Annotated in this window: 15 protein-coding genes; 3 read left to right on the top strand and 12 right to left on the bottom strand. The window is 71.3% G+C overall.

Translation table 11 applies throughout. From position 1 onward, the window contains the following. Positions 1-91: 91 nt before the first annotated feature. The 5 genes from ACPXCS_RS02050 to ACPXCS_RS02030 all read right to left on the bottom strand — a co-directional run bounded on the left by ACPXCS_RS02050 (position 92) and on the right by ACPXCS_RS02030 (position 7,500). Positions 92-1,435, bottom strand: a complete 1,344-nt coding sequence (locus ACPXCS_RS02050) for a wax ester/triacylglycerol synthase family O-acyltransferase (RefSeq protein WP_425946169.1) — start codon at positions 1,433-1,435, stop codon at positions 92-94. Between the two features lie 144 nt (positions 1,436-1,579). Continuing rightward, on the bottom strand, positions 1,580-4,198 hold the full coding sequence (locus tag ACPXCS_RS02045) for a PA14 domain-containing protein (RefSeq protein WP_425946168.1): 2,619 nt from the start codon (positions 4,196-4,198) through the stop codon (positions 1,580-1,582). Between the two features lie 101 nt (positions 4,199-4,299). Next, positions 4,300-5,520, bottom strand: a complete 1,221-nt coding sequence (gene glgC, locus ACPXCS_RS02040) for a glucose-1-phosphate adenylyltransferase (RefSeq protein ID WP_425946167.1) — start codon at positions 5,518-5,520, stop codon at positions 4,300-4,302. 51 nt (positions 5,521-5,571) lie between these two features. After that, positions 5,572-6,723, bottom strand: coding sequence for a glycogen synthase (gene glgA, locus ACPXCS_RS02035; protein ID WP_425946166.1), 1,152 nt, complete (start codon positions 6,721-6,723; stop codon positions 5,572-5,574). Positions 6,724-6,762: 39 nt separating this feature from the next. Further along, positions 6,763-7,500: a (2Fe-2S)-binding protein gene (locus tag ACPXCS_RS02030; RefSeq protein WP_425946165.1), complete on the bottom strand. Its 738-nt coding sequence runs from the start codon at positions 7,498-7,500 to the stop codon at positions 6,763-6,765. A gap of 228 nt (positions 7,501-7,728) precedes the next feature. Here ACPXCS_RS02030 and ACPXCS_RS02025 point away from each other — a divergent pair, with 228 nt between their 5' ends. Continuing rightward, positions 7,729-8,886, top strand: coding sequence for a DMT family transporter (locus ACPXCS_RS02025; RefSeq protein WP_425946164.1), 1,158 nt, complete (start codon positions 7,729-7,731; stop codon positions 8,884-8,886). Here ACPXCS_RS02025 and ACPXCS_RS02020 read toward each other — a convergent pair. After that, a complete protein-coding gene (locus tag ACPXCS_RS02020; RefSeq protein WP_425946163.1) occupies positions 8,876-10,117 on the bottom strand; it encodes a peptidoglycan DD-metalloendopeptidase family protein in 1,242 nt (413 codons plus the stop codon). The two genes, ACPXCS_RS02025 and ACPXCS_RS02020, sit on opposite strands and share 11 nt — an antisense overlap. Before the next feature lie 351 nt (positions 10,118-10,468). Between ACPXCS_RS02020 and gndA the strand changes: the two genes are divergently transcribed. Next, positions 10,469-11,908: an NADP-dependent phosphogluconate dehydrogenase gene (gndA, locus tag ACPXCS_RS02015; RefSeq protein ID WP_425946162.1), complete on the top strand. Its 1,440-nt coding sequence runs from the start codon at positions 10,469-10,471 to the stop codon at positions 11,906-11,908. Positions 11,909-12,539: 631 nt separating this feature from the next. Here the strand turns inward: gndA and ACPXCS_RS02010 are convergent. The 6 genes from ACPXCS_RS02010 to drmA all read right to left on the bottom strand — a co-directional run bounded on the left by ACPXCS_RS02010 (position 12,540) and on the right by drmA (position 21,416). Then, on the bottom strand, positions 12,540-12,884 hold the full coding sequence (locus tag ACPXCS_RS02010) for a GNAT family N-acetyltransferase (protein WP_425946161.1): 345 nt from the start codon (positions 12,882-12,884) through the stop codon (positions 12,540-12,542). A 29-nt stretch (positions 12,885-12,913) separates the two neighbouring features. Continuing rightward, on the bottom strand, positions 12,914-13,333 hold the full coding sequence (gene panD, locus ACPXCS_RS02005) for an aspartate 1-decarboxylase (RefSeq protein ID WP_425946160.1): 420 nt from the start codon (positions 13,331-13,333) through the stop codon (positions 12,914-12,916). Positions 13,334-13,777: 444 nt separating this feature from the next. After that, the gene (locus ACPXCS_RS02000) at positions 13,778-14,086 is read right to left on the bottom strand and encodes a helix-turn-helix domain-containing protein (RefSeq protein ID WP_425946415.1); all 309 of its coding nucleotides are present in this window, start codon (positions 14,084-14,086) and stop codon (positions 13,778-13,780) included. An 840-nt stretch (positions 14,087-14,926) separates the two neighbouring features. Continuing rightward, on the bottom strand, positions 14,927-15,691 hold the full coding sequence (gene drmC / locus ACPXCS_RS01995) for a DISARM system phospholipase D-like protein DrmC (RefSeq protein WP_425946159.1): 765 nt from the start codon (positions 15,689-15,691) through the stop codon (positions 14,927-14,929). Continuing rightward, positions 15,688-17,583: a DrmB family protein gene (gene drmB, locus ACPXCS_RS01990; RefSeq protein WP_425946158.1), complete on the bottom strand. Its 1,896-nt coding sequence runs from the start codon at positions 17,581-17,583 to the stop codon at positions 15,688-15,690. Before drmB ends, drmC begins: the two co-directional genes overlap by 4 nt. Beyond that, the gene (gene drmA, locus ACPXCS_RS01985; RefSeq protein WP_425946157.1) at positions 17,580-21,416 is read right to left on the bottom strand and encodes a DISARM system helicase DrmA; all 3,837 of its coding nucleotides are present in this window, start codon (positions 21,414-21,416) and stop codon (positions 17,580-17,582) included. Before drmA ends, drmB begins: the two co-directional genes overlap by 4 nt. A gap of 180 nt (positions 21,417-21,596) precedes the next feature. On the opposite strand from drmA, the gene ACPXCS_RS01980 reads away from it, so the two are divergent. Then, complete coding sequence (locus ACPXCS_RS01980) at positions 21,597-23,768, top strand: UvrD-helicase domain-containing protein (protein ID WP_425946156.1); 2,172 nt, start codon at positions 21,597-21,599, stop codon at positions 23,766-23,768. The last annotated feature ends 38 nt before the right edge of the window (positions 23,769-23,806 follow it).

Raw genomic sequence — 23,806 nt, 5'->3', positions numbered from 1 at the left:
CCCTGCTCTGCCGTCGCGGCGCGCCGGTCGCGCCTGCTTTCGAACGGCGGATTTTACTTCAGCCCGGGGCCGCACCGCCAAACAGGCGGGTTCACGGCCGGCAGGCCTCGGTCAGCGTGGCCACCTCCCTGGACACGGCGGTCGCGAACAGGTCGAGGTCGGGGACCGCCTCGCCGTCGGCCACGAGGCCGTAGTGGACGGCGCCGCGGTAGGTCGAGACGGCGACCGCGAGGGAGTGGCCCGGGGCCAGCGGGGCGAGGGGGAAGACGGCGGTGAGGGGGTGGCCGCCGAGCTTCAGGCCCAGGCTGGGCAGGGGCACGCTGGTCACGAGGATGTCGAACCAGAGCCTCGCCGCCTGGCCGACGACGGGTCCGCCGAGCCGGTGCACCAGCGCGGGGACGTGGTCGGCGAGCAGGGCGACGGCGCCCGCGCCCCGGTTGGGGCCGGCGTCCTTGTTGCGGTCCATGGCGGTGCGGACCGAGGCGAGACGGGCCAGCGGGTCCGGGTCGTCCACCGGAAGCCGTATCAGGTACCCGGAGAGCCGGTTGCCCTGCGGGTGGGCGGTGCGCGGACGGCGCTTGGAGACCGGGATCAGGGCACGGGGCGCGACGCCCTCGCTGCCGTCGCCGCGCTCGTCGAGCCAGCGGCGCAGGGCACCGGCGACGACCGCGATGAGGACGTCGTTGACGGTGCCGCCGACGGTCTTGCGGATGCGGTGCACGTCGTCGAGGTCGAGGACCACGCCGGCGGTGCGCCGGGTGCCGCTCGGCTCGCAGGTGAGCGCGGGGGTGGAGCGCACGTCGAGGGAGGAGCGGGCCACGGAGGCGCCGATGTCCAGGGCCCGGGCGGCGTCGGAGAGGGCGCCGCGCACGAGACCGGGCAGGTCGCGCACGTCGGGCAGCGGGCCGCGCGGCTCGGCGGCGGGGCGGGGCCGGGGGGCGGGCAGGTCCATCGGGTCCATGACGCCCGCGGCGAGGGTCAGCGCCCGCAGCCCGTCGGCGAGGGCGTGGTGGAACTTGAACAGCACCGCGAAGCAGGCCCCGTCCTCGCCGGGCAGCACATGGGCCTCCCAGGGCGGCCGGCCGCGCTCCAGCGGGCGCCCCATGAGCCGTCCGGCCTCCGCGTGGAAGTCGCCGGCCGGCGCGTGCAGCCGCACGTGGTGCAGCGGGTCGAAGTCCGCGTCCGGCTCGCGCGCCGCCCCGCCGAAGGCGAGCGGGCGGCGCAGCGCGGAGGGCAGTGGCTGCCACACGTCGCGGATCCGCATCCGCAGTCCCGGGACGCCGGCGGCGCGGGCCGCGAGCAGGTCCGCCGCGTGGGCGCCCGCGGCGGGCGAGTGCGCGGAGAAGATCCCGAGCGCGCCGAGGTGCATGGGGTGGTCGGCGGACTCGATGTTCCAGAACGCCAGGTCGAGGGGAGCGAGCAGGTCAGCAGTCAAGGGCTTGCCTCGCGTGGACGACGGGTGGGTCAGCAGTCAATCGCCCACAGCCGATTACGGTCAAGTACGATCAGACTACGCTCAGTTAACAGCGGATTAAGTCCCGCCCCGATGGAAGGGGCGGGACTCATGGTGCATGTGCGGTCAGTCCAGCACAGGTTGCGGCGCCGGGCACCCCGTGGGAGTCACCCGGGAGGCGTCACGGATGAGCGCCTCGTGCGCGGTCCTGAGCCGGGCCGTGTCGGGTTTCATCACGGCGCGGTCGTAGGTGAGGAAGCCGTTCAGCTCGCCCTCGACGTCCGCGATCTGGGTGTACACGGCACCGTTGCTGCCCTTGCAGACCAGCGCCCGGACCTCGTCCAGCTTCTCCAGGTAGTCCTCGGTGTAGGTGGCCGGGTCGACGTCGACGTACGACTGCTGCACCGACCAGGCGTGGCCGGGCACCGCCAGCCCGAGGCCGCCGTACTCGCCGCTGACCAGGGCGCGCTCCCCGTCGGGGCGGGGCGGCAGGGCCGGGCTCGGGTAGCCGTGCTCGTCCATGATGTCGCCGGTGCCGCCGTCCGCGCCGAGGTTCAGCCCGGACTGGCCGTTGACCAGGCGGGTCGGGTCCCAGGCCTTGGCCTGCTCGGCGATCCGGCCCACGTCGTACTGGCCCCAGCCCTCATTGAAGGTCACCCACATGACGACCGAGGGGCTGCTGGCGTGCTCGTCGATCATCTCCTTCAGTTCGCGCTCGTAGCGGGCGCGGGAGGTGGCGCTCGGGTTCACCCCGGCCGTCATCGCGGGCATGTCCTGCCACACCAGCAGCCCGAGCCGGTCGGCCCAGTAGAACCAGCGGTCCGGCTCGACCTTGATGTGCTTGCGGACCGAGTTGAAGCCGAGCTCCTTGTGCGCCTTCAGGTCGTAGGCCAGGGCCTCGTCGGTGGGCGCGGTGTGCAGACCGTCGGGCCAGAAGCCCTGGTCGAGGGTGGCCATCATGAAGACGGGCTCACCGTTGAGGACCGTGCGCGGCACGCCGTTCACCTTCTCGACGGCGATGGAGCGCATGCCGAAGTAGCTGCCGACCCGGTCCGCTCCGACCTTCACCTTGAGCGTGTAGAGGAAGGGGTCGTCGGGTGACCACAGGTGCGGGTCGCGAACGGTCAGCGTCAGCGGGCCGCCGGTGCGGCCGCTCGCGGCGGCCACCTTGCGCCGGCCGTCGTACACCGTCGCCGTCACCGGTACGCCGTCCCGGACGCCGCGGGCCTCCACGGTGACCTGCTCGCCGGCCACGTCGGGCGTGATCTTGAGGGAGTCGGCGTGGTCGCGGGCCACCGGCTCCATCCACACCGTCTGCCAGATGCCGGAGGACGGGGTGTACCAGATGCCGCTGGGGTCCAGGCGCTGCTTGCCGAGCGGCGGGTTCTCGCCGGAGGCCGCGTCGGTCGGGTCGTAGACGCCGACGATCAGCTCCTGGGTGCGGCCGGGCTTGAGCGCGTCGGTGATGTCGGCGCTGAACTTGTCGTAGCCGCCCTCGTGCGTGGCGACCCGGGTGCCGTTGACGTACACCTCCGAGCGCCAGTCGACGGCGCCGAAGTTGAGCTTGAGCCGCTGGCCGGAGCCGATCCGCCAGTCGGCGGGGACGGTGAAGGTGCGGCGGTACCACATGCGGTCCTCGTGCCGTTCGATGCCGGAGAGCTGGGACTCCACCGGGTACGGCACCAGGATGCGCTCCTTGAGCGTGCGGCCGACGGGCGGCTGCTCGCCCTCCTCGGCGGCGGCGAACTGCCAGCGGCCGTTCAGGTTGCGCCAGTCGTCCCGGGTCAGCTGCGGGCGCGGGTACTCCGGGAGCGCGTTGTCCGGTCCGACCTCGTCGGCCCAGCGGGTGCGCAGCTGGTGGGTCGAGTGGTTCGGGCCGCTGGTCCAGAACGCGGTGACAACGTTGCCTTCGGCGTCGGTGAGGCCGCCTTCCCCGTCGTAGCGGACGTCGGCCGCGCCGCGGGCGGTGCCGGTCTTGTTGCCGACGACCGGCTCGTCGAGGGCGACCAGGAGGGCGGTCGGGTCGGACGGGTCCGGGCGCGCCTCGCCCAGGGGCCACTTCGCGCCGCCGATCACGGCGTCCAGGTGGTCGGTGAAGCCCGCCGGGGGTGCGGCGAGGGCCTGGGCGAAGTCGAGCTTGAGGGTGCGGCCGGTGGACTGCACGGTGGCCGCGAGGGCGCCGTCGTAGTCGAAGCCCTCGGGGAGGCGGAAGGCCGACTGCGGGACGGGGGCCTTGGCGGCGCCGGGCCGGGTCCAGCGCAGGTGGAAGTTGGAGCCGCCGTAGTGCTCGAAGTACTCGACCTTGATGTCGTGGGCCCGGCCGGCGGTGAGGTCGACGGGCTCGGAGGTCTGCTCACGGTCCCAGTCGTCGACCCAGTGGTCGATGGCGAGCCGGCCGTCGATCCAGAGGCGGAAGCCGTTGTCGGCACTGACCGAGAAGGTGTGCGGCCCGGTCTTAACCGGGACGATCTTCCCGGTCCAGCGGACGCTGACGTCGTCCGAACGGCCGGTGGTGAAGGTCAGGCGCGGCTCCAGGTTGTCGAAGTCGAGATCCTGGTCGAAGGTCGTCGCCTTGAGGGTGTGGAAGTCGAAGGCGCCGGGGGCGGAGTGGGTGTAGTACTCGCCCTTGAGGCCGTGGATCTCGGCGGGGTCGTCCGCCAGCGCGGGGACGGCACTCAGGCCGGTGAGGGCCAGGAGCGCGGCGAGCAGTAACGCGAGGCGGTTGCTGAGGCGTCGGGGACGCACGGAACCTCCATGCCAACGTTGTCATGTACAAGACGTTGGCATGACAACACGGATCCCGCGCTTCGTCCAGAGGCAGGACAAAGTCCCTCGGCGGTGTCTCGTCAGGTGACCAGCTGCCCCTTGCCCAGCGCGATGACACCGCCCTTGGAGACCGTGTAGAGCTCCGCGTCGCGCTCCGGGTTGACACCGATCGTCGCACCCGGCGGGACCTCGACGTTCTTGTCGAGGACGGCGCCGCGCACCACCGCGCCCCGGCCGATGTGCACGTTGTCGTGCAGCACCGAACCCTGCACCACGGCCCCCGGGTCGACCACGACGCCGGGCGACAGCACGGACCGGGTGACCTGGCCGCGGACCAGGCAGCCCGCGCTGATGATGGACTCGCTGGCGATGCCGCCCGCGTTGAAGCGGGCCGGCGAGAGCTGGTACGAGTGCGTGTAGATCGGCCAGCTGCGGTTGTACAGGTTGAAGGCGGGCCGCTCGGCGATCAGGTCCATGTGGGCCTCGTAGTAGGCGTCCAGCGTCCCCACGTCCCGCCAGTAGCCCTGGTCGCGGGTGGTCTCCCCGGGCACGTGGTTGGCGCTGAAGTCGTACAGCGCGGCGTCGCCCCGGTCGGTGAGCTGGGGCAGGATCGAGCCGCCCATGTCGTGCACCGAGGACTCGTCCTCGGCGTCCCGCTTGAGCGCCTCGATGAGGGCCTTGGTGGTGAAGATGTAGTTGCCCATCGAGGCGAAGACGCAGTTGGGGTCGTCCGGGAGCCCGGGCGGGGCGGACGGCTTCTCCAGGAAGCGCTCCACCGTCTGCCCGTCGGAGCCGGGCGTGATCACCCCGAACGACGAGGACTCGGTGCGCGGCACCCGGATCCCGGCCACCGTCACGCCCGCGCCGCTCTCGATGTGCTGGGCGAGCATCTGGCGCGGGTCCATGCGGTAGACGTGGTCGGCACCGAAGACGGCGACGTACTCGGGGCGCTCGTCGTAGATCAGGTTCAGGGACTGCAGGATGGCGTCGGCGCTGCCCAGGTACCAGCGGGGGCCGAGGCGCTGCTGGGCGGGGACGGGCGTGACGTAGTTGCCGAGCAGGTTGGACATCCGCCAGGTGGTGGTGATGTGCCGGTCCAGCGAGTGCGACTTGTACTGCGTCAGGACGCAGATGCGCAGCACGTCGGCGTTCACCAGGTTGGACAGGACGAAGTCGACCAGGCGGTAGGTGCCACCGAACGTCACCGCCGGTTTGGCACGGTCCGCGGTCAGGGGCATCAGCCGCTTGCCCTCACCGCCCGCCAGCACGATCCCCAGGACCGAAGGACCACCACCACGCATGGCCGCTCCCCTCACGCCGATTTCCCGATGCCTGCCCCTGAGCAGTACCCACTAAGCCTGTTTGACGATCTCCTCGTAGAGCCGGACCGTGCGGCGGGCCACCGCGTCCCAGCCGAACGCGCCGACGGCGCGCTCCCGCCCGGCCTCGCCCATCCGCCGGGCGGCCGCCGGATCGCCCAGGACGGTGTCCATGGCCCGGGCGAGCCCCTCCTCGAAGCCGTCGCCGGCCGGCACGAGCAGACCGGTCGAGCCGTCGTCGACGACCTCGGGAATGCCGCCGACCGCCGAGGCCACCACGGGCGTGCCGCAGGCCATCGCCTCCAGGTTGACGATGCCGAGCGGCTCGTACACCGAGGGGCAGACGAACAGCGCGGCGTGCGTGAGGAGCTGGATGACCTCCGGGCGGGGCAGCATCTTCGGGATCCAGAACACGCCGTCGCGGACCTCGCTCAGCTCCGCGAACAGCTCCCGGAACTCGCGGTCGATCTCCGGCGTGTCCGGTGCGCCCGCGCACAGCACGACCTGCGCGGCCGGGTCGATGTCCCGCACCGCGCGCAGCAGATGGGGCACGCCCTTCTGGCGGGTGATGCGACCGACGAACAGCACGTACGGGCGGGAGCGGTCGATGCCGACCCGGTCCAGGGCGTCCGTGCCGTGGTCGGGCCGGTACAGGCGCGTGTCGATGCCGTTGTGCACGACGTGGACCTTCTCCGGGTCCAGCGCCGGGTAGCAGCCGAGGATGTCCTCGCGCATGGCCCCCGAGACGGCGATCACCGCGTCGGCGGCCTCGATCGCGGTGCGCTCGGCCCAGCCGGACAGCTCGTACCCGCCGCCGAGCTGCTCGGCCTTCCAGGGGCGCAGGGGCTCCAGGGAGTGCGCGGTCATCACGTGCGGGATGCCGTACAGCAGCTTGGCGAGGTGGCCGCCGAGGTTGGCGTACCAGGTGTGGGAGTGGACCAGCTCGCGGCCTTCGAGGGCGGCGGCCATCGCGAGGTCGATCGAGAAGGTGCGCAGCGCGTCGTTGGCGCCGTCCAGCGCCGACCAGGGGCGGTGGCGCAGCACGCCGTCGGCCCGGCCCTCCCCCCAGCAGTGCACGTCCAGGTCGACCAGGGGTCTGAGCTCCCGGGCCAGGAACTCGACATGGACGCCTGCACCGCCGTACACGTCCGGCGGGTACTCCCGGGTCAGCAGTCCGACGCGCACCCGCAACTCCCTGCTCTCAGCGGCCGTTCCCTTTCATGGTCACCCAGATGGGGCGCGTGGGGAAGAGCGGGGCGGCCGCGGGAAGCAGCAGTCGCCGCAGACGCCCCCGCCGGGCACCCGGTAGTACAGGCAGCAGCTGCGGCGCCGGAAGGCCGTGCCGGTGAGGGTCCCGGCGCCGGTGAGCAGCGGATGGCCGAGGAGCCGCCCGGCCAGGGAGCGGGCCAGGGCCGCGGCGTCGGGACGGTCGTGCCGCCGGGCCCAGCGGTCGAGTTCCCGGGCGGCGCCCGCCAGCGCCGAGGCGGCGTTGCCCCGCAACAGACCCGGTGCGAGCCGGTAGTGGGCGCGCAGGGCCGTGGCCAGCGGTGTCAGATGCCCGTGCAGGACGACCTCGGCGAGGCGGTCCGGATCGGCGGGCAGCGGCCGCACGCCGGACAGCCACAGATCGTCGGGGGCACTGCCGTCGGGGTCCCAGCGCAGCCGGCGGGCGTCCAGGTCGGGCAGTTCGCCGTACAGGGCGGCGCAGCCGAGGGTGATCGACCACAGCCGGGCGGCGAGTCCCTGGTGCGCCACGGACGCGGCCACCCGGGCCTCCGGGGTGCCCAGGGCGAGCGCGACCTTGCGGACCCGAAAAATCAGGGGATTTCCCCCTGTATCCGCTGCCGTCCGTCCGTAGGCCTGTGCGAGAGTGGGAAGAGGCCCCGCCGCCGCTTTCTGCGTGCGCAGCACGAAGAAGCCGCCGAGCGGGCGGAGGGCGGCAAGGCCGGGGTCGAGGTCCACGGACAGCAGTAGTACCAAGGCCCCTAGGGGACGCGATCAGGTGGCCCCCGACACGGGCCGCCCACCCTGGGGATGACGGGACATCCCTCGTACTCCATCGGCAGTAGGACCCAATGAGTGCTCAGGGACGACGACGGGAACACCCGGACACGGCAGGGTGTTGGTCATGAAAGCCGACCATTCGCCGCGCCGGGCCGAGCGCCCCCGCCTGACGCAGAGGAACAGCCGATGAGCGCCCTCGCGTTGTCCGTCGTGCTCTCCCTCGTCTCCGCGGTCGCCTACGCGGGCGGGGCGATCGTGCAGGAGCGGGTGGCGGAGTCCTCGCCGGGCGAGCAGTACGCTCCGCTGCGCCGGCCGGACTGGTGGGCGGCGGTCGCGCTGAACGGCCTGGGCGGTCTGCTGCACGTGGTGGCGCTGGCGTACGGGCCGCTGAGTCTGGTGCAGCCGCTGGGCGCGCTGACCATCGTGGTGGCCCTGCCCATGGCCGCGCTGTTCGTCGGCCGCAGGGCCGGCAGCACGGCCTGGCGGGGCGCGATCATGGCGACGGTCGGCCTGGCCGGTCTGCTGTCCCTGGTCGCCGCCTCCGAGGCGCAGTCGCTGGACGCGGCCGAGCGGGTGGCCGTCGCCCTGGTCACCGCGGGCGTCGTGGTCGCGCTGATGATCGCCGCGCGGGCCGCGCACCGGCACCCGGCGGTGCGCAGCATGCTGCTGGCGACCGCGTCCGGTATCGCCTTCGGCATGTCCTCGGTGTTCACCAAGACGGTGGCGGTCGACTGGACCGGCGGTGTGTCGGCGGCGGACCTGCCGTCCCTCGCCGTGATCGGCGTCCTGGCCACGGCCGGCATGCTGCTGTCGCAGGCTTCCTACCGGGGTGCCGGGCTGACGGCCCCGCTGGCGACGCTGACGGTGGTGAACCCGGTGGTGGCGGCCGCGGTCGGCATCACGATGTTCGGTGAGACGTTCCGCTACGGCACCGCGGGCACGGTGCTCGCGCTGGGCTGTGGTGTGGTGGCGGCCGGCGGTCTGATCCTGCTGACGACGGAGCGGCTCGCGCAGGACCGCCCCGCGGGCGAGCGGGCCGGGCTGGTCGGGGCCGCCGCCGAGGGCCCCGTCCCGGCGGACGCGGGTTTCGCTCGCGGTACGGCCCCGGAGCCGGCCCCGCAGGACCTGCCGGAGCTGGTCGAGGACGTGCTCGCCGAAGGCGTCCTCGTCGAGGACGTGCTGGTGGGAGCGGGGGCACCCGCCGTCCCGGCCGGTCCGTACGAGAGCGGGGTGCCGCCGGTGCCGGCCGGCGACGAACGCCCGCTCTCCTACGTGCCGTTCTACGGCATCCCGTACGTGCCGATGCCGGTCGTGGACCGGCACCGGGTGCGGATCAGATCCTGACGCCGCCGGCCCTCAGATAGGCCACCGGGTCGACGTCCGAACCGAAACCGGGCCCCGTCCGCACCTCGAAGTGCAGATGCGGGCCCGAGCTGTTGCCGGTGGAGCCGGAGCGGCCGATGCGCTGGCCCGCGGTCACCGTCTGCCCGTCCCGTACGGAGATCGCCGACAGGTGGGCGTACTGGCTGTACCGGCCGTCGCCGTGCCGGATCACCACCTGGTAGCCGAACGAGCCGCCCCACCCGGCGTTGACGACGGTGCCCGAGGCGACCGACTTCACGGTCGTTCCCGTGGGCACGGGGAAGTCGATGCCCGTGTGGTAGCCCTTCGACCAGGCGGAGCCGGCCTTGCGGTAGGGCGTGCCCAGGGATGCGCCGACCGGGGCGACCAGGCCCTGCCGGGTGGCCGTGGACCGGGCGGCGCGTTCCTTCCCGGCCTCCTTCGGCCGCTCCTTGGCGCGCTCCTTCGTGCGGCTCTCGGCACGCTCCTCCGCGCGGTCCCCGGCCCGGTCCGCCGCCGGCTTCCTCGGCTTCGCCGACGGGACCGGCCGGTGCTCGGGGCGCGTCCTCGTGGCTCCCTCGCCGCGCAGGGCGAGCCGCTGGCCGGGCACGATGAGGTCGGGGTCGCCCCCTATCGTCGCGCGGTTGGCGGCGTACAGGCCGCGCCAGCCGCCCCGGACCTCGCGGTCGTCCGCGATGCCGGAGAGGGTGTCGCCGTGCACCACGGTGTACATCTCGGCGCTGCCCGCGCGGGACTGCGGTGTGGACTGCGGCCGCACCTCCTCGAGGGAGGTCTTCTTCTTCGTCTCGCGCTGCTTGGTGCGCTCGGCCACCGGGCGGATGTCCGGCTCGCCGCCGCCCCGGGTCAGTCCGGCGCGCACCGAGCACGTCGGCCAGGCGCCCGGGCCCTGCCCGTCGAGCACCTTCTCGGCGACGGCGATCTGCTGGTCCTTGGTGGCCAGGTCCGCCCGGGCCGCGTAGGCCCGGCCGCCGTAGGCCTCCCAGGTGGACTGGGTGAACTGCAGCCCGCCGTAGAAGCCGTTGCCCGTGTTGATGTTCCAGTCGTTGCTCGACTCGCAGGCCGCGACCTTGTTCCAGGTGTCCACGTCCGCCGCCTGGGCGGTGCCGGCGCCCATGAACGGGAGCGCCATGCCCGCGCCGCCCGCGGTGACGGTGAGTGAGGCGCGGTTGATCCTGTTCGGCTGATACCGGCGGTGCCGGCCGCGTACGGCCATCGATTGCCCCCCTAGACATGCGTCAGGAGGGGCAAAAGTAAGCGCTGCGAACCGGCCAGAACAAGACGCCTATCGGCCGCCCGGAGGTTCGAATGGCCGGTATGAGGCCCCTGTTGCGCGACGTGCGCCCCGGCGGTGCATCGCGTACGCCACCCGGTGCACGGGTGCGGCGTACGCGGGGACGCGTGCCTCGGCTGAGTGCGACGGGGGCTTCCGTGCGTATCGTCCTGCGCGACGTCGTACGACCCGCGCGTGCGGTCGAGGGAGCGGCACGTCAGGATGGTCGGCGGGGGTCACGCCGGCGGGGGTCCGCCGGCAGCACCGATACCGAGGTCTTTAGGAGCGAACCGAATGAGCAGTACAGCGCAGATCGGCGTCACGGGCCTTGCGGTCATGGGCCGCAACCTCGCCCGCAACTTCGCCCGCAACGGCTACACGGTGGCGGTGCACAACCGGACGCCCTCGCGCACCCACGCGCTGGTCGAGGAGTTCGGCGGGGAGGGCGAGTTCATCGCGTGCGAGAGCGCGAAGGACTTCGTGGCCGCGCTGGAGCGGCCGCGCCGGCTGGTGGTGATGGTGAAGGCCGGTGACCCGACGGACGCGGTGATCCAGGAGTTCGCGCCGCTGCTGGAGCCCGGCGACATGATCATCGACGGCGGCAACGCGCACTTCGCGGACACCCGGCGCCGCGAGCGGGACCTGCGCGAGCAGGGCATCCACTTCGTCGGCATGGGCGTCTCCGGCGGCGAGGAGGGCGCGCTGAACGGCCCGAGCATCATGCCGGGCGGCCCGAAGGAGTCCTACGACTCGCTGGGCCCGATGCTGGAGAAGATCTCGGCCAAGGCGGCCGACGGCACGCCGTGCGTCTCCCACGTCGGCCCCGACGGTGCCGGGCACTTCGTGAAGATGGTGCACAACGGCATCGAGTACGCGGACATGCAGCTCATCGGCGAGGCGTACCAGCTGCTGCGGGACGTCGCCGGGTACTCCCCCGCCGAGATCGCGGACATCTTCCGCACCTGGAACCAGGGCCGTCTCGACTCCTACCTGATCGAGATCACGGCCGAGGTGCTGTCCCACGTGGACGCGGAGACGGGCAAGCCGTTCGTGGACGTGGTGGTGGACCAGGCGGAGCAGAAGGGCACCGGCCGCTGGACCGTCCAGATCGCCCTCGACCTGGGCGTCCCGGTGTCCGGCATCGCCGAGGCGGTCTTCGCGCGGTCGCTGTCGGGCCACGCGGCGCTGCGGGAGGCCTCGCGGGGGCTGGCCGGCCCGAAGGCGAAGCCGCTGAGCGAGGCGGAGGCCCGGGCGTTCGCCGACCGGGTGGAGCAGGCGCTGTACGCGTCGAAGATCGTGTCGTACACGCAGGGCTTCCACGAGATCGACGCGGCGCGCGGTGAGTACGGCTGGGACATCGACCTGGGCGCGGTGTCCGCGCTGTGGCGCGGCGGCTGCATCATCCGGGCCGCCTTCCTGGACCGGATCCGCGCGGCCTACGACGCCCGGCCCGACCTGCCCAGCCTGCTGTCGGACGACACGTTCGCGCGAGAGATCGCGGACGCCCAGGACGACTGGCGCGAGGTGCTGGTCGCCGCGACCCGCCAGGGCGTGCCGACGCCCGGCTTCGCCGCGGCCCTCGCGTACTACGACGCCCTGCGGGCGGAGCGGCTGCCGGCGGCGCTGACGCAGGGGCAGCGGGACTACTTCGGTGCGCACACCTACCGGCGGGTGGACCGGGACGGCTCGTTCCACACGCTGTGGGGCGGGGACCGGTCGGAGGTCGACGCGTAGCGCCGCGCGCGGGGCCCGGCCGGTCCGGCGGCCGGACCTGGCCTGGCCTGGCCTGACAGCGTGACGGGGCCGGTGGACGCCTTGCGGGGCTGTCCACCGGCCCCGTTCGCATGCCGTGGCCGCCGGCGTCAGGAGAGCGGCGGCCCGGGCTCGGGGCTGGGCACGGGATCCGGTCCCGGCGGGATCGGTGACGGGTCGGGACCGGGCGGGGGCTGCGGGTTCGGCACGGGGTCGGGCCCCGGCGGCGAGGGCGGGGTCGGACCGGGTGGCGGCGTGGGCGACGGCGGCGGGGGCGTCGGCTCGGGCCCCGGCGGGGGCGACGGGTTGGGCACCGGGTCGGGCCCCGGCGGCTCCGGTGGCCGGGGATCCGGGCCCGGCGTCGGCGCCGGCGGCACGGGGTCGGGATACGGGTTCGTCATCAGGTCCTCCAGCCAGTGGGACGACTCCGGCTCTGGACTACTCCCCCGCCTACCCGGCACCCGCTTCGGCAGTCACCCGGCGGCGGGACGGGGTGAGGGCCAGGTGGGGGCACGCCTCGCCGGGGACGCCCCACCACGGACGCCTGCGCCCGTCGGGCGCCGCACCACCAGGGCGCGCGGCGCCCGCGGCGCGGGACGGAGCAGATCTCGGCTCAGAAGCGGCCGGGGTGGGCGTCCAGCCACTCCTTCGCCGCTGCCATCAGCGGCTCACCGGCCGGCGGGGCCTCGTCGGGGTGGCGTGCGGACCACTTGGCCACGTAGGGGCAGAGCGGGGCGACGACGCGCTGCTCACGGGCGGCCACGGCGTACAGCTCGTGTGCGAGTGAACCCGCGATGCCCTTCCCCTCGTGGGCCGGCTCGACGATCGTGTGGACGGGGACGAGGGCGGGCTCGGGGCTGTCGAGCACGAAGTACTCGATGTGGCCGAGGACTTCACCGTCGGCCACGGCCTCCAGGCGGCCCGCCTCGCGGTCGTCACGGATCTCCGGGTCGCTCATGGACACGCTCCTGCTTCCTGTCGCCCCGGTCAGGCCCCGACGGCCTGCGGGCTGCGCTGCTGGTCCGAGCCCGGCACCGGCTCGGACGGATCCGCGCCCAGGGCCACGATCCGGTTGTCGCGGTCCACGTGCACGACGCGGGGGCTTAGTGCCCGCGCCTCGGCGTCCGTCACCTGGGCGTAGCTGATGATGATCACGAGGTCGCCGGGGTGGACCAGATGGGCCGCGGCCCCGTTGATCCCGATCACGCCGGAGCCGCGCTCGCCCTCGATGACGTACGTCTCGAGGCGGGCCCCGTTGGTGATGTCCACGATGTGCACGAGCTCACCGGGCAACAGGTCGGCGGCGTCGAGCAGATCGGCGTCGATCGTCACGGATCCCACGTAGTGCAGGTCGGCCTGGGTGACGGTGGCGCGGTGGATCTTGGACTTGAACAGAGTGCGAAGCATTCAGAACTCCCTGAATTGAGCTCCCTGCCTGCTTTCCGCAGGTCAAGGGCCTTTTTTCCAGCCTACAGTGGCTCGCTCCCCAGCTGACGCCCACCGGTCATTGACGGATTCACGCTGACCGCTTGCTGACATCGCTGCGCCAGTAACGGTCCTTTCACCTCACTCGGGCACGAGTCCTGAGCAGGGTATGGACACGTGCGGCAGAACCGCACCGAGATCTGTGTCACGCCAGGCAAGCCCGACATGACCGGACCGCGCTGTGCTCAGCCGCGACAACTCGGTGAGGGCGCGTCCGGCCGGTCACTAGATGCGGATCTCGACCAGCTGCAGGCATTACCCGGCGTTCTCGCCGGGGCGAGGACGCGGGCACCGAGCTCGGCGGCTTTTCAGCCGGTTGGCCTGCCCAGTTCACCATGCCGACAGTTGGAAGACTGTCCCTTGGTTTCAGATCCCGGTATGTGGACTGCTTGAAGGTGGGAAGACGCTTGTGGTCTGGCCTTCCTTTGGCGCAGCTTGTCCTGTTTCAGCTGCTCGCGGCCGGGCTGTGTACCCACCCTCGGTCCGTGCGGTTGCCCACAGTGCGATCTGCATGCGAGAGCGCAGGCCCAGCTCGTCGCGGATCTTGTCCAGGTGCGTGGCGACCGCGTGGATCGAAAGGTCGGTCTTAACCGCGATCTGCCAATTGATCAGCCCTCCGGTGACGAGTTCGGCCACCGTGGGCTCCCTTGCTGTGAGCCGGGGCCGCTCAGCGATGGCACGGACATCGAGCCTCGATCGGTCCTCGGCGCTCCCTGCGCCGAGCGCGTACGCGACCAGCCGCTATCCATGCCACCTACAAGCATCGGCGACGGCAGCCTACCGCGCCGCCACCGACAGCCGTTCCGGGCACGCGCCGCCGGTTCCATCCCATGCCGCCAGGGGCCTCCGGCTCGGTGTCCTGGCGGCGCCGCGCCTGCACGCTCGCCTCGTACAGCCTCAGGGCACGCTGCCTGTCGCCGCTCTCCGCAGCCACGAGGGCCAGGGTCCTCTACGGCGTACAGAACACGGAGGCTGGCACCAGGAGCGATCCGCAGCACCTCGGAGGACAAGATCTCCGCGCTGCGCAGACACCCCAAGGCCAGCCATACGACTCCCGCGGAGTGCAGCGCGGCCGCGTTCCGAGGCCACGGCGCTTATTGCCTCAGCACGCGCAGACACCATGCCATCAGTTCGTCGGCCTCCAACTCGCCGCCGGACTGAAGCAGCGCCCATGTCAGGTGATGGGCGCAATGCCCTCCGTCCTGCCGGGGAAGCAAGGGCTTCCAGGAACTCCCGTAGATCCGTGACGGCCTTTGCGAACTCGCCGCGGCACAGGCGCGGGGTGACCGGGCGCCCAAGGCGTTGGCCAATCCGGCGGCGTCACGCGCATCCGTTCGCTCTCCACTGCCCCCCCAGAAAAAGACCCCATGATGCACGAAATGACTCGGTGCAGTTATGAGCCTTTTTGTCCCGCCAATAGACGAAGAATCTGCTGGTGCCGTATTCGCCGAAGAAGCAGGGGGTCTCCTGAGCACACAAAGCGGCTTTTCCAGAAAACCAAGGTCACTTGCCCGTTCAGGGTCGAAGCGGCTTCAGTACGCCGAGCCGTTGCAACTCCAGAATGTGTTCGGCCGCGCGTCGCGGGGCTTCTCCACCGGTGACCAGCACACCGGCTTCGATGTTGCGTCGAGCGGCGGACTCGGTGAGGTTGGCACTGCCGAGGAAGAGGGTACGGCGATCGGCGACGGCAAGCTTGGCATGCTGGCGTGAGCGGGCCTGTCGGGCCGGGTCCCGAGCCCAAACCCACAACTGCAGTCCGGGCACCGAGGAGAACGCGTCGGCGGGCTCTTTTCCTGAGAGAAGTCCGCCGGCTCCGGCCAGCGTCTCCACCACGACGTGCGTCCGCACGCCCCTGTCCGCGGCCTCGGTCAGGGCCCGTGTCAGGGCGGGATACGGACGAGCCGCGTAGGTCATGGCCAGCAGTTCGTGCTGGGCCGCACCGATGACCTCGACGAGCACCTGGGCCGTTGCGCGGACGGGTACGGAAGGTGTCGAGGGGCCACTCCACACCGTGCGGACCAGGACCGCGTCCCGAGCCCGCTGCCGGGCGGCTACGTAGCCGCGCAGATAGGCGGCCGCTTCGGCCGGCGGCACCGACTCCGACTCGATCGCGTCGCAGAGTCGAGCGACGGCATCGCCGACTCCCGGTGTCGCCAGTTCGGTCAGTATCCGTTCCCTGGAGCGTGCCTGCGCGAGCAACCCGACGAGGTCCTTGCTGCGGGAGAGTCCGAGGGCCTCGACTGTGGCCTCCGCTGCGACCTCGAACGCGGGTCGGCTCACGGCAGCAGACCGACCGGCGTCAGCACCGGTTCCTTGTCCCCGGCCAGCGGAACGAGGAAACGACGGTCGAGGAACCGGTTGCCGCGTTCGCACGTAGTTTCCGACACGAACAGACAGACGTGGCACGCGGCTCCGTGAAGGAAGTCGGCCGGGTCGTGCGGCAACCGCTCGGCGCACAGCGGATCGGCCGAGCAGTGACCGGCGTCGGTAAGGGCCCGGCGCACGATCCGGTCGAATTCGTGCTCCTCCGCGAGGGAGACCAGACCGCCCAGGGTGCCCTCGGAGTCCGGAACGGCGGTGTAGATGAGGATGCCCGTTCTCGGGTTCTGTTCGTCTCCCGCGTAGATCCGTTCGGCGAGTGAGGCGGAGTTGTAGCCGCATTCCAGGGCGATCGTGCGGATCAGGAGGTGGGAGAGAGTGTGCAGGGCGATGTACCGTGCTCCCGGCCAGCCGTAATAGGGGTCGAAGTCGCTCGTCTTGCGGTCCGACTTCCGGTTGGCACGGAATCGCGCGTAGGCCTCTCTGTGCGCCTCCATCTGCGGAGACTTCCCCATACGGGCCACCCATTCGGCCATCAGGCCGTCCCGTACGCGCAGGAAGATGCCCTCGCCGCGCACCTCGCTCGCCGGCACCCAGTTCCGGACCCCGCGGGACAGTTCGACGCGCGTGCCGATCTCCGGGGATTCCGGGTCCGGCGCATCGAGCCGGGTGAAACCGATCAGCGCTCGTGCTTCGCGCAGCCGCTCGACCTGCCTGATGTCGGCGAAGAGCTCGCTCAGAAGGGCCGGCACCGGGACCTGCCGCAGCGCGAAGTCGTCGCTGGGGGCAGGGACGGGTCCGGAGAGCGCGTCCCATTCCGGGCCGAAGAGGTCGGCCTGGACGTCGGGCGCGGAGGGAGCCGGTCCAGCCGCACCCTGCTTGCGCGCGGTGATGGCGGCGACCACCGCGTCGGCGTCGAAGTCCTTCAGGAAGCCGAACTTGGGCATGCGCGCCATGAAGTCGAACTGACCGCGATCCTCGATGAGTTCGAGGTCAGGCCAGTGGTCGTCGAGGAGCTTGTCGATGTCTCCGCCCTGCGCCTTGGGCAGCGCCAGGGCGCTGAGGGTGAGCGGGAACCACTGGTTGGAGGCGCCTGCCACCATCAGGACCGGCTCCTGCGCGCAGCCGTTCGGCTCGTAGGTGCCCAGGTGCGGGTGCCGTCCGCGGCACGAAGGCAGGTTGCGGCGTCCCCGTTCGCCCATGGCTTCCCGGATGTTGCGCTTCACGCCGCAGGCGACGCACTCGATGGTGACGTTGGCGGCCTGGTTGCCGCCGTGGTCTTTCATGCGCAGCTTGGGGCGCGGCGTCTTGTCGCAGGCCTGCCCGTGGTGGACGTACGCGGTGTACGGGAACTCGTCGAGATGGCCGGCGGTGCAGACCAGGGTGAAGCGGGCGGCCACGGCGAGCGGTTTGCCTCGCTTGCAGTCGTGGACGAACTTCGCCTCGTGTGGTGTCCGCGGGTTGGAGTTGGCGAAGGCGAACTCCCCGGAGTCGATGGCGGCCAGCACATTGCACGCGGTGCAGCGCAGCCACTGCGGAAAGGGCGTGACGGGCACGCCGACTCCCTGGGCCGCCCAGCCCTTCGGGTCCGTGTCGGCGCCCTCGAGCCAGGGTGCGGCGCGCAGTTGCTCGACCTGTCCACGTCCGTAGCGCTGCAGGGAGCGGTTGACGGCGGCGCGGAGCCGGGGCTCGTCGATGTCGTAGTCGGTGACGCCGGAGTGGCTCCAGGAGTCGATTCCCCGGATGAGGACCGAGAAGTTGGGCAGGTCGACCAGGGCGCCGACACCTGCGGTGAACATGAGGTGGCTCGGCCGTACGGCGCCGACCCTGCGGTTGCTGCCATGGGTGCTCATCGCTGTGCCTTCCTGACCTCGTCGGCCGTGACGGGCCCGTACTCGTCGCTGTCCACGGTGATCGCCGTGTCCGGGTCGGTGTCGGAGTCGGCGTCGGTCGCGGGCGTGCCGAAGGTCCAGTCGGGGCCGCTGCCCGAGGGCTCTTCCAGGAACGCACCGCCACCGGCCAGGAGCAGGTTGATCTCGTTCTCCGTCTCACGCATCGACATGCCGACGGTCAGCTCGGTCCATCGGGATCCGTCCGCCCGCCTCAGCAGTCCGTTCACGACAGTCGTTTTGTGCTTCTCCTTGCGGTAGCCGAGCGCCGAGCTGCTTTCGTCCCGCTTGCGGCGCCATTCGTCCTTCAGCCGGTCGAGGCGTTCGCTCAGGTACTGGCGGGGCCGGTCGCCTCCGACCCGTTCGGCGCGTTCCAGAAGCCGCCGTTCCACGTCCCGGGCCAGCGGTCCGTCGAGGTCGACGTGGTGGGCGTCGAGGTTGCGGGAGGTGTCATAGGCGGCGTGCCGCAGCGCGGCGACGTAGGTCGCGGCAACTCCGCGGTCGAGCGCGCGGCGGGTGTACGGGGTGACGGAGAGGGCTTCCACCTGGCGGTAGAACGTCGCGTGATAGTGCTCGAAGTCCTCGTAGTGCGCGAGGTCGCGAGGGCGCGACCAGTTGTAGAGGGTCACCACCAGGCCCGGGCGCGCGGCGTCGCGGCCCACCCGGGAGGACGCCTGAATGTACTCGGCGGTGTTCTTCGGCTGGCCGACGACCAGCATCAAGCCGAAGCGGGAGACGTCGACGCCGACCTGCAGCATGGAGGTGGCGAGGACGACGTCGACGGCCTGCCGGACGGTCGGAGTCATGGAGGCGCGGGGCTCTCGCTTCTCCTTCATGGCAGCCGCGTACTCGCGAATGAAGGCACGCCGTCGCACCGAGGTGTCACGCTCGGGGTCGAACTCGATCTCCAGCCGCTTCAGGGCAGCCCCGATGTCCGCGGAGGAGATGCGTGAGGTCAGCTCCTGGATGTTGAGCATCCCCGCTCGGCTCACGATGCGGTCCGACAGCGTGTCCTGTCCCTTGCGGCTGCCGTTGGCCCGCACACGGGTGGTGATGTCGTCATCCATGTACCGCCGCATGCCGGCGAGTTCGCGGGTCGCGTTGAAGTAGCCGACGAGGGTCATGTACGGATCAGCCGGCCTGCCGTAGTCGTCGAAGAGCTGCTGTCCGGCGAGCAGCAGGATCTCCGCGACGCGGATCTCGGCGGCCTTCAGTCGTGTTCCGTGCGCGCATACACCGAGGTAGCGGCGGCCTGGGTTCTCCCGGCTCAGTTCCACCTGGCGGGAGAAGAACGTGTCGCCGACGTCCAGTACCTGGGGCGGGAAGACGGCGACCTCGCGGCCGAAGACACCGCGCACCTGGTCGGCGGCCCGCTTGGTGGTCGCGGTGGATGCGACGATCTTGGGGCCCGTTTCCTGGCGCTGTCCGTGGGCGTCAGTGAAACTCCAGGTGCACAGCTGGTCGACGGCGGCCTCGAAGAGCCCCACGGTGGTGCCGAGTGCTCCGGAGATCAGATGCAGCTCGTCCTGGATGATGAGGTCAGGGGGACGCAGCCGCGTGACGGGCTGGGCTGTGACGCCGGGCAGTTCGCCCCGTGCGTTGTGCCGGCCCCCGCAGCCGGTCTTGGCGTCCAGGTCGTCGTGACGGTAACCGTGGCGGGGGCAGAGCTCGGTGACCCGGCCGAACAGCAGGCCCGCGTAGCCGTTCCACGGGAGCTGGGCGAACTTGTCGACCGTGGCGATCAGCAGTGAGGGCGCCAGCCTGTAGATCTCCTCGTCGACGGTGAGTACGGGGATGCCCTCGCCCAAGGCTTCGCGGCGGGAGAACGGGCAGCGGTCCTCTCCCTCCCCGCGCGGGCAGTACAGCAGGATCCGGCGGCGCGCTTCGTCGTACTCCATGTGGGAGCGGGCGGTCAGTCCGCTGCCGCACCAGGGGCAGGTGAGGACCTGAAGGACGCGGGCGTGCTTGTCGCTGGCGCTCTCCTTGGCCTCGGCGATCTGTTCCTTCGCCTCCTCGAACCAGTTCGGCGAGACGGAGGTGCCCACCCAGAGCCCGATACGGAACGGAGTTGCGCCCCATCGCCGGTCCCGCTTGAACTCCTCGCGGCGCAAGACCTCACAGGCACTCACCAAGGCGGCGGCCCGCTGGAACTGCTGGGCGGTCAGCAGCCGCAGGGTGTAGCGCATGAGCACGCCCACCCCGGCCTCGCCGCTGCGGGCCTCCGCTCCCGAGCCGATCGTCCCCTGGAGGCGCCTGAGCGCAAAGGTGTAGGCGGCAAGGCCCAGGTAGGCCTCGGTCTTGCCACCGCCGGTCGGGAAGAACAGCAGGTCGACGAGGGCTTTGCGGCCGGTGCCGCGGTGCGGGTGTCCGGGCTGAGTGAGGGAGGCGATGTTCAGCAGGACGAAGGCGAGCTGGAACGGACGCCAGCTGGCTGCCGCCTTGCCCTTGCCGTAGACCTCCTCGCGGGCCTCCCGGTAAGAGAGGGGGTCGTTCTCGCGACCGGCGCGAGCCGCCGCGATGGCGGTGTTGCGCCGCTGCAGGGCCATGGCCCGGTTGGCGAACCTGAAGGCGGAGAGGGCCGTGTCGTCGGCCACGAGCCGGTCGATGCCGAGGGTGATGCGGTCACAGACCTCGAGCGCCTGGTCGATCGCGACTTCGGCCGATGCGCGCAGGTCGTCGGGGAGCGAGCGGGCGGCATGGCGCTGCTGTTCCAGCCAGGTGCCGTACCCGTCGGCCAGCGGCGCGAGGGCCGCGCTGAGTTCGGTCCGGCGGCCGGGCACGGCGAGCGCGGCCAGTTCGTCCATGCCCAGCTCCAGCCCTTGGAGCAGGTCCTGTTCCTCGACTGTCGGCGCGGTGGTGGCCCGCACGTCGTACTCGGGGAGCCAGACCGTGATCAGGCGGTGGGCGTTGCGTTCCCCGTCGCGGACGTGTGCGTGGACGGCCACGTTGCGGCCCTTGGCGTGGCTGAGGCTGTCCCGGTACAGGAGGCGCAGCCGCCGCTCTTCGGGGTCCTCGGGCGCGCTGCCGGTGCTCGCCGGGTCGAGGGGATCGTCGACCGGCAGGAAGACCGCTGCCTGGTCGTCGGGAAAGGCGGTGACGTCGATCTCGGTTTGGAAGAGCCAGTGGGCGTCTCGTGCTTCACGGCTGTCCGGCTGTCGGTTCACCAGGGCCAGCTCGACTATGCGCAGGTCCTCGGCGCCCGTGCGGCTGGTGTGCCGGCGTACCTGCACGTCGAGAACGACGGCTTTGCCGTCGAGTTCGACGGCCCGGTCGGCCGCGCCCGTGACGTCGATATCCACCAGATGTTCGACGGGCTCACGCGACCAGACCCTCCGGGTCGTCCCCCGGTCGGTGGCTTCGTCCGACTGCGTGTAGCGCCCCCAGCGGACGGTGGCGCTGAGTGTGCCGACGGAGGCCGGGACAGTGAAGGACAGTCCCATCGACGACGCCCAGATGTGCCCGGCGGCCTGCGGGCTCAGCCGGTCCTCCAGGTCGCTGTCGTCACCTTCCTGCTCGTCCCCCGACTCGCCGTCCGCGCTCTGTGCTGCCGCACGGGCGATCCGATCCGTGGTGACGGCCTCGGGGCGTGGGCCGAGCATACCGACGAGGTACCGGTCGCGCGGCCCTGACGAGGCGCTCGGCAGGGTTTCGGTCTCACCGTCCCAGGGGCCCAGCAGATCCCTGCGGATGTAGGTCACGAGCGCGTCCCGGACCTTGTGGGAGTCCCCTGCGCGGAAGGTCTGAGGAACTTCGTCGAGGGGGTGCGGGACAGCGGCCTGGGCAGGCTGGGCCGGCATACGGTGGTCCTTTCGGACAGGTCCGTTGGAGCACGGGCGTGCGCCGATGGGGTGACAGACATCAAAAATATAGAGCGTTGACTGAGTTCACACAACGATTCTTCTGATCTCCATCGCCCAGCGTCCGGATCTGTATCTAGTCTGGTCTCGCCCGCCGTCGCCCCCGACCCGAGGACGCCCATGCCCCGTCTCGCCCTCTCCGACGACTTCGTCGCGGACCTGATTTCTCTGCAGAGACCGGTCCAGAAAGAGGTCAACGACGCCATCCAGATGTTCCGAAGCCTGACCGTGCCTCAGCTGCACGCCAGCAAGGGACTGCATCTGGAGAAGCTCGAAAGGGCGCGCGACCCCCGCATCCGCACCATCCGGATCACCAGGTTCTACCGGGGGGTTCTCCTCGCACCGGACGACGGGAGCGAGCTGTACACGCTGCTGCGGGTCGCTCCGCACGACGAGGCGATCAGCTGGGCCTGCAAGCGCGCCTACTCGGTCAATGGCGCCACCGGCGGCCTGGAGGTCCGCAACGTCGAGGCCCTCGAACAGATGGAGACCTACTTCGAGACGAAGGCGGTCGAGACCCCGGCCCGTCTCTTCGCCCGGCACTCCGACACCGTGCTGCGCGACCTGGGCATCGACGAGCAGGTCCTGCGGCTGGCGCGCGTGTGCGTCACGGCCGAGGACCTGACGGTCATGGCGCCGCCCATGATGCCGGCCGACCAGTACGAGGTGCTGGAGTACCTGGCGGCCGACTACTCACCCGAGGACGTTTGGGAACAGTTGATCGCTCCACGCGGGCAGACGGTACGCACGGCCGAGGACCGGCCGGCCGTCACCCTCAGTGAGGCGATCCTCAACACGCCCAACCACATGGTGGAAGTCACCGGTCCCGGTGAGCTGGAGCGGATCCTCACCGAGGACTTCACCCGCTGGCGCGTCTTCCTGCACCCCGCGCAGCGCCGGTACGCCTACCATCCCGGCTTTAACGGACCCGCCCAGGTGACGGGTGGTCCCGGTACCGGCAAGACCGTCGTCGCGCTGCACAGGGTGCGGCATCTGCTGCGCACAGGGCGCGAGGGCGACCGGATCCTGCTCACCACCTTCACCAACGCCATGGCGGCCGCCCTGCGGGACAGTCTGGCCCTCCTGATCGGCGACGCCGACGCCCACCTGCTCGACCGGGTCGATGTCACGACGGTGGACTCGCTGGCCGCCCGGGTCATACGGGAGGCGCGGGGCAGCTCACCGAAGCCGTTGTCGGCGGCTTCCGAGAAGAGCGCCTGGACCCGTGCCGCCGCGCGCGAGGACCTGCCCTGGTCGGAGCGCTTCCTCTCCCAGGAGTTCCGCAACGTCGTCCTCGCGCAGGGGTTGCGGACGCCCGAGGAGTACCTACGGTGTGTGCGCAGGGGACGTGGCACGCAGGTGGGAAGGGTGCAGCGGGCACGGCTGTGGCGGGTCATGGAACGGTTCACGGGAGACCTCGCCTCCCGTGATTCGGCGACATACACGATGCTGTGCGACCAGGCCGCCCGGATCCTGTCCGAGCAGGGGCCGCGCTACCGTCACGTCGTGGTGGACGAGGCGCAGGACCTGCACCCGGCCCAGTGGCGGGTGCTGCGCGCCTGCGTCGCCGAACAGGCCGACGACATGTTCCTCGTCGGCGACCCCCACCAGCGCATCTACGACTCCCGGGTCTCGCTTCGCTCGCTGGGCATCAACGTGCGGGGGCGCACGACCCGGCTACGCGTCAACTACCGCAGTACGGAGGAGATCCTGCGCTGGTCGGCATCGCTTCTGGACGGTCAGCCAGTGGGTCGGCTCGGTGAGGACGACGACGATGAGGGCGGCCGCGACTCGCTGCGCGGCTACCGGTCCGAGCTGCACGGCCGGGTTCCGGTGGCCCGGGGCCACGCCAGCCAGGACGACGAGCTGCGCGCACTGGTGGAACAGATCCGGATCTGGGTGGACCAGGACGGGGTCAAGCCCTCCGACGTGGCGGTGTGCGCCCGGTTCAACACGCTGGTCGACGCCGTCATAGCCCGCCTGCGCCGGGAGGGCGTCCCAGCCGTCGCGGTCAAGGACGACCCTGGGCCGGAGGTGTCGGGCGTGCGCGTGGCGACGATGCACGCGATGAAGGGACTGGAGTTCCGCTGCGTGGCCGTCGTGGGCGTGACGTCGAACGTCCTTCCCTTCGCTCCGCAGGTGACGCCCGCCGACGAGGACGCCGTACAGCACCGTTCGGATCTGCTGGCCGAGCACTGTCTGCTTTTCGTGGCCTGCACGCGAGCCCGTGACGCGCTGGCGATCTCCTGGAGCGGAGAGCGCAGCCGCCTGCTGGACCCGGTCGCCGGCTGAGACACACGGCGGCCTGCCCTGTCGCCCGTACGGTACGG

It is taken from the genome of Streptomyces sp. DT190 (assembly GCF_049846985.1).
Taxonomy (GTDB): domain Bacteria; phylum Actinomycetota; class Actinomycetes; order Streptomycetales; family Streptomycetaceae; genus Streptomyces.
Note: the sequence above shows the minus strand (reverse complement) of the source record. Positions and strands in the feature narration are given on the sequence as shown.

Coding starts and splice junctions, on each gene's coding strand:
- gndA (WP_425946162.1), top strand. CDS start 10,469: ATGAGCAGTACAGCGCAGATCGGCGTCACGGGCCTTGCGGTCATGGGC.
- ACPXCS_RS02010 (WP_425946161.1), bottom strand. CDS start 12,884: ATGAGCGACCCGGAGATCCGTGACGACCGCGAGGCGGGCCGCCTGGAG.
- panD (WP_425946160.1), bottom strand. CDS start 13,333: ATGCTTCGCACTCTGTTCAAGTCCAAGATCCACCGCGCCACCGTCACC.
- drmB (WP_425946158.1), bottom strand. CDS start 17,583: ATGAGCACCCATGGCAGCAACCGCAGGGTCGGCGCCGTACGGCCGAGC.
- drmA (WP_425946157.1), bottom strand. CDS start 21,416: ATGCCGGCCCAGCCTGCCCAGGCCGCTGTCCCGCACCCCCTCGACGAA.
- glgC (WP_425946167.1), bottom strand. CDS start 5,520: ATGCGTGGTGGTGGTCCTTCGGTCCTGGGGATCGTGCTGGCGGGCGGT.
- ACPXCS_RS02020 (WP_425946163.1), bottom strand. CDS start 10,117: ATGGCCGTACGCGGCCGGCACCGCCGGTATCAGCCGAACAGGATCAAC.
- ACPXCS_RS02025 (WP_425946164.1), top strand. CDS start 7,729: ATGAGCGCCCTCGCGTTGTCCGTCGTGCTCTCCCTCGTCTCCGCGGTC.
- ACPXCS_RS01980 (WP_425946156.1), top strand. CDS start 21,597: ATGCCCCGTCTCGCCCTCTCCGACGACTTCGTCGCGGACCTGATTTCT.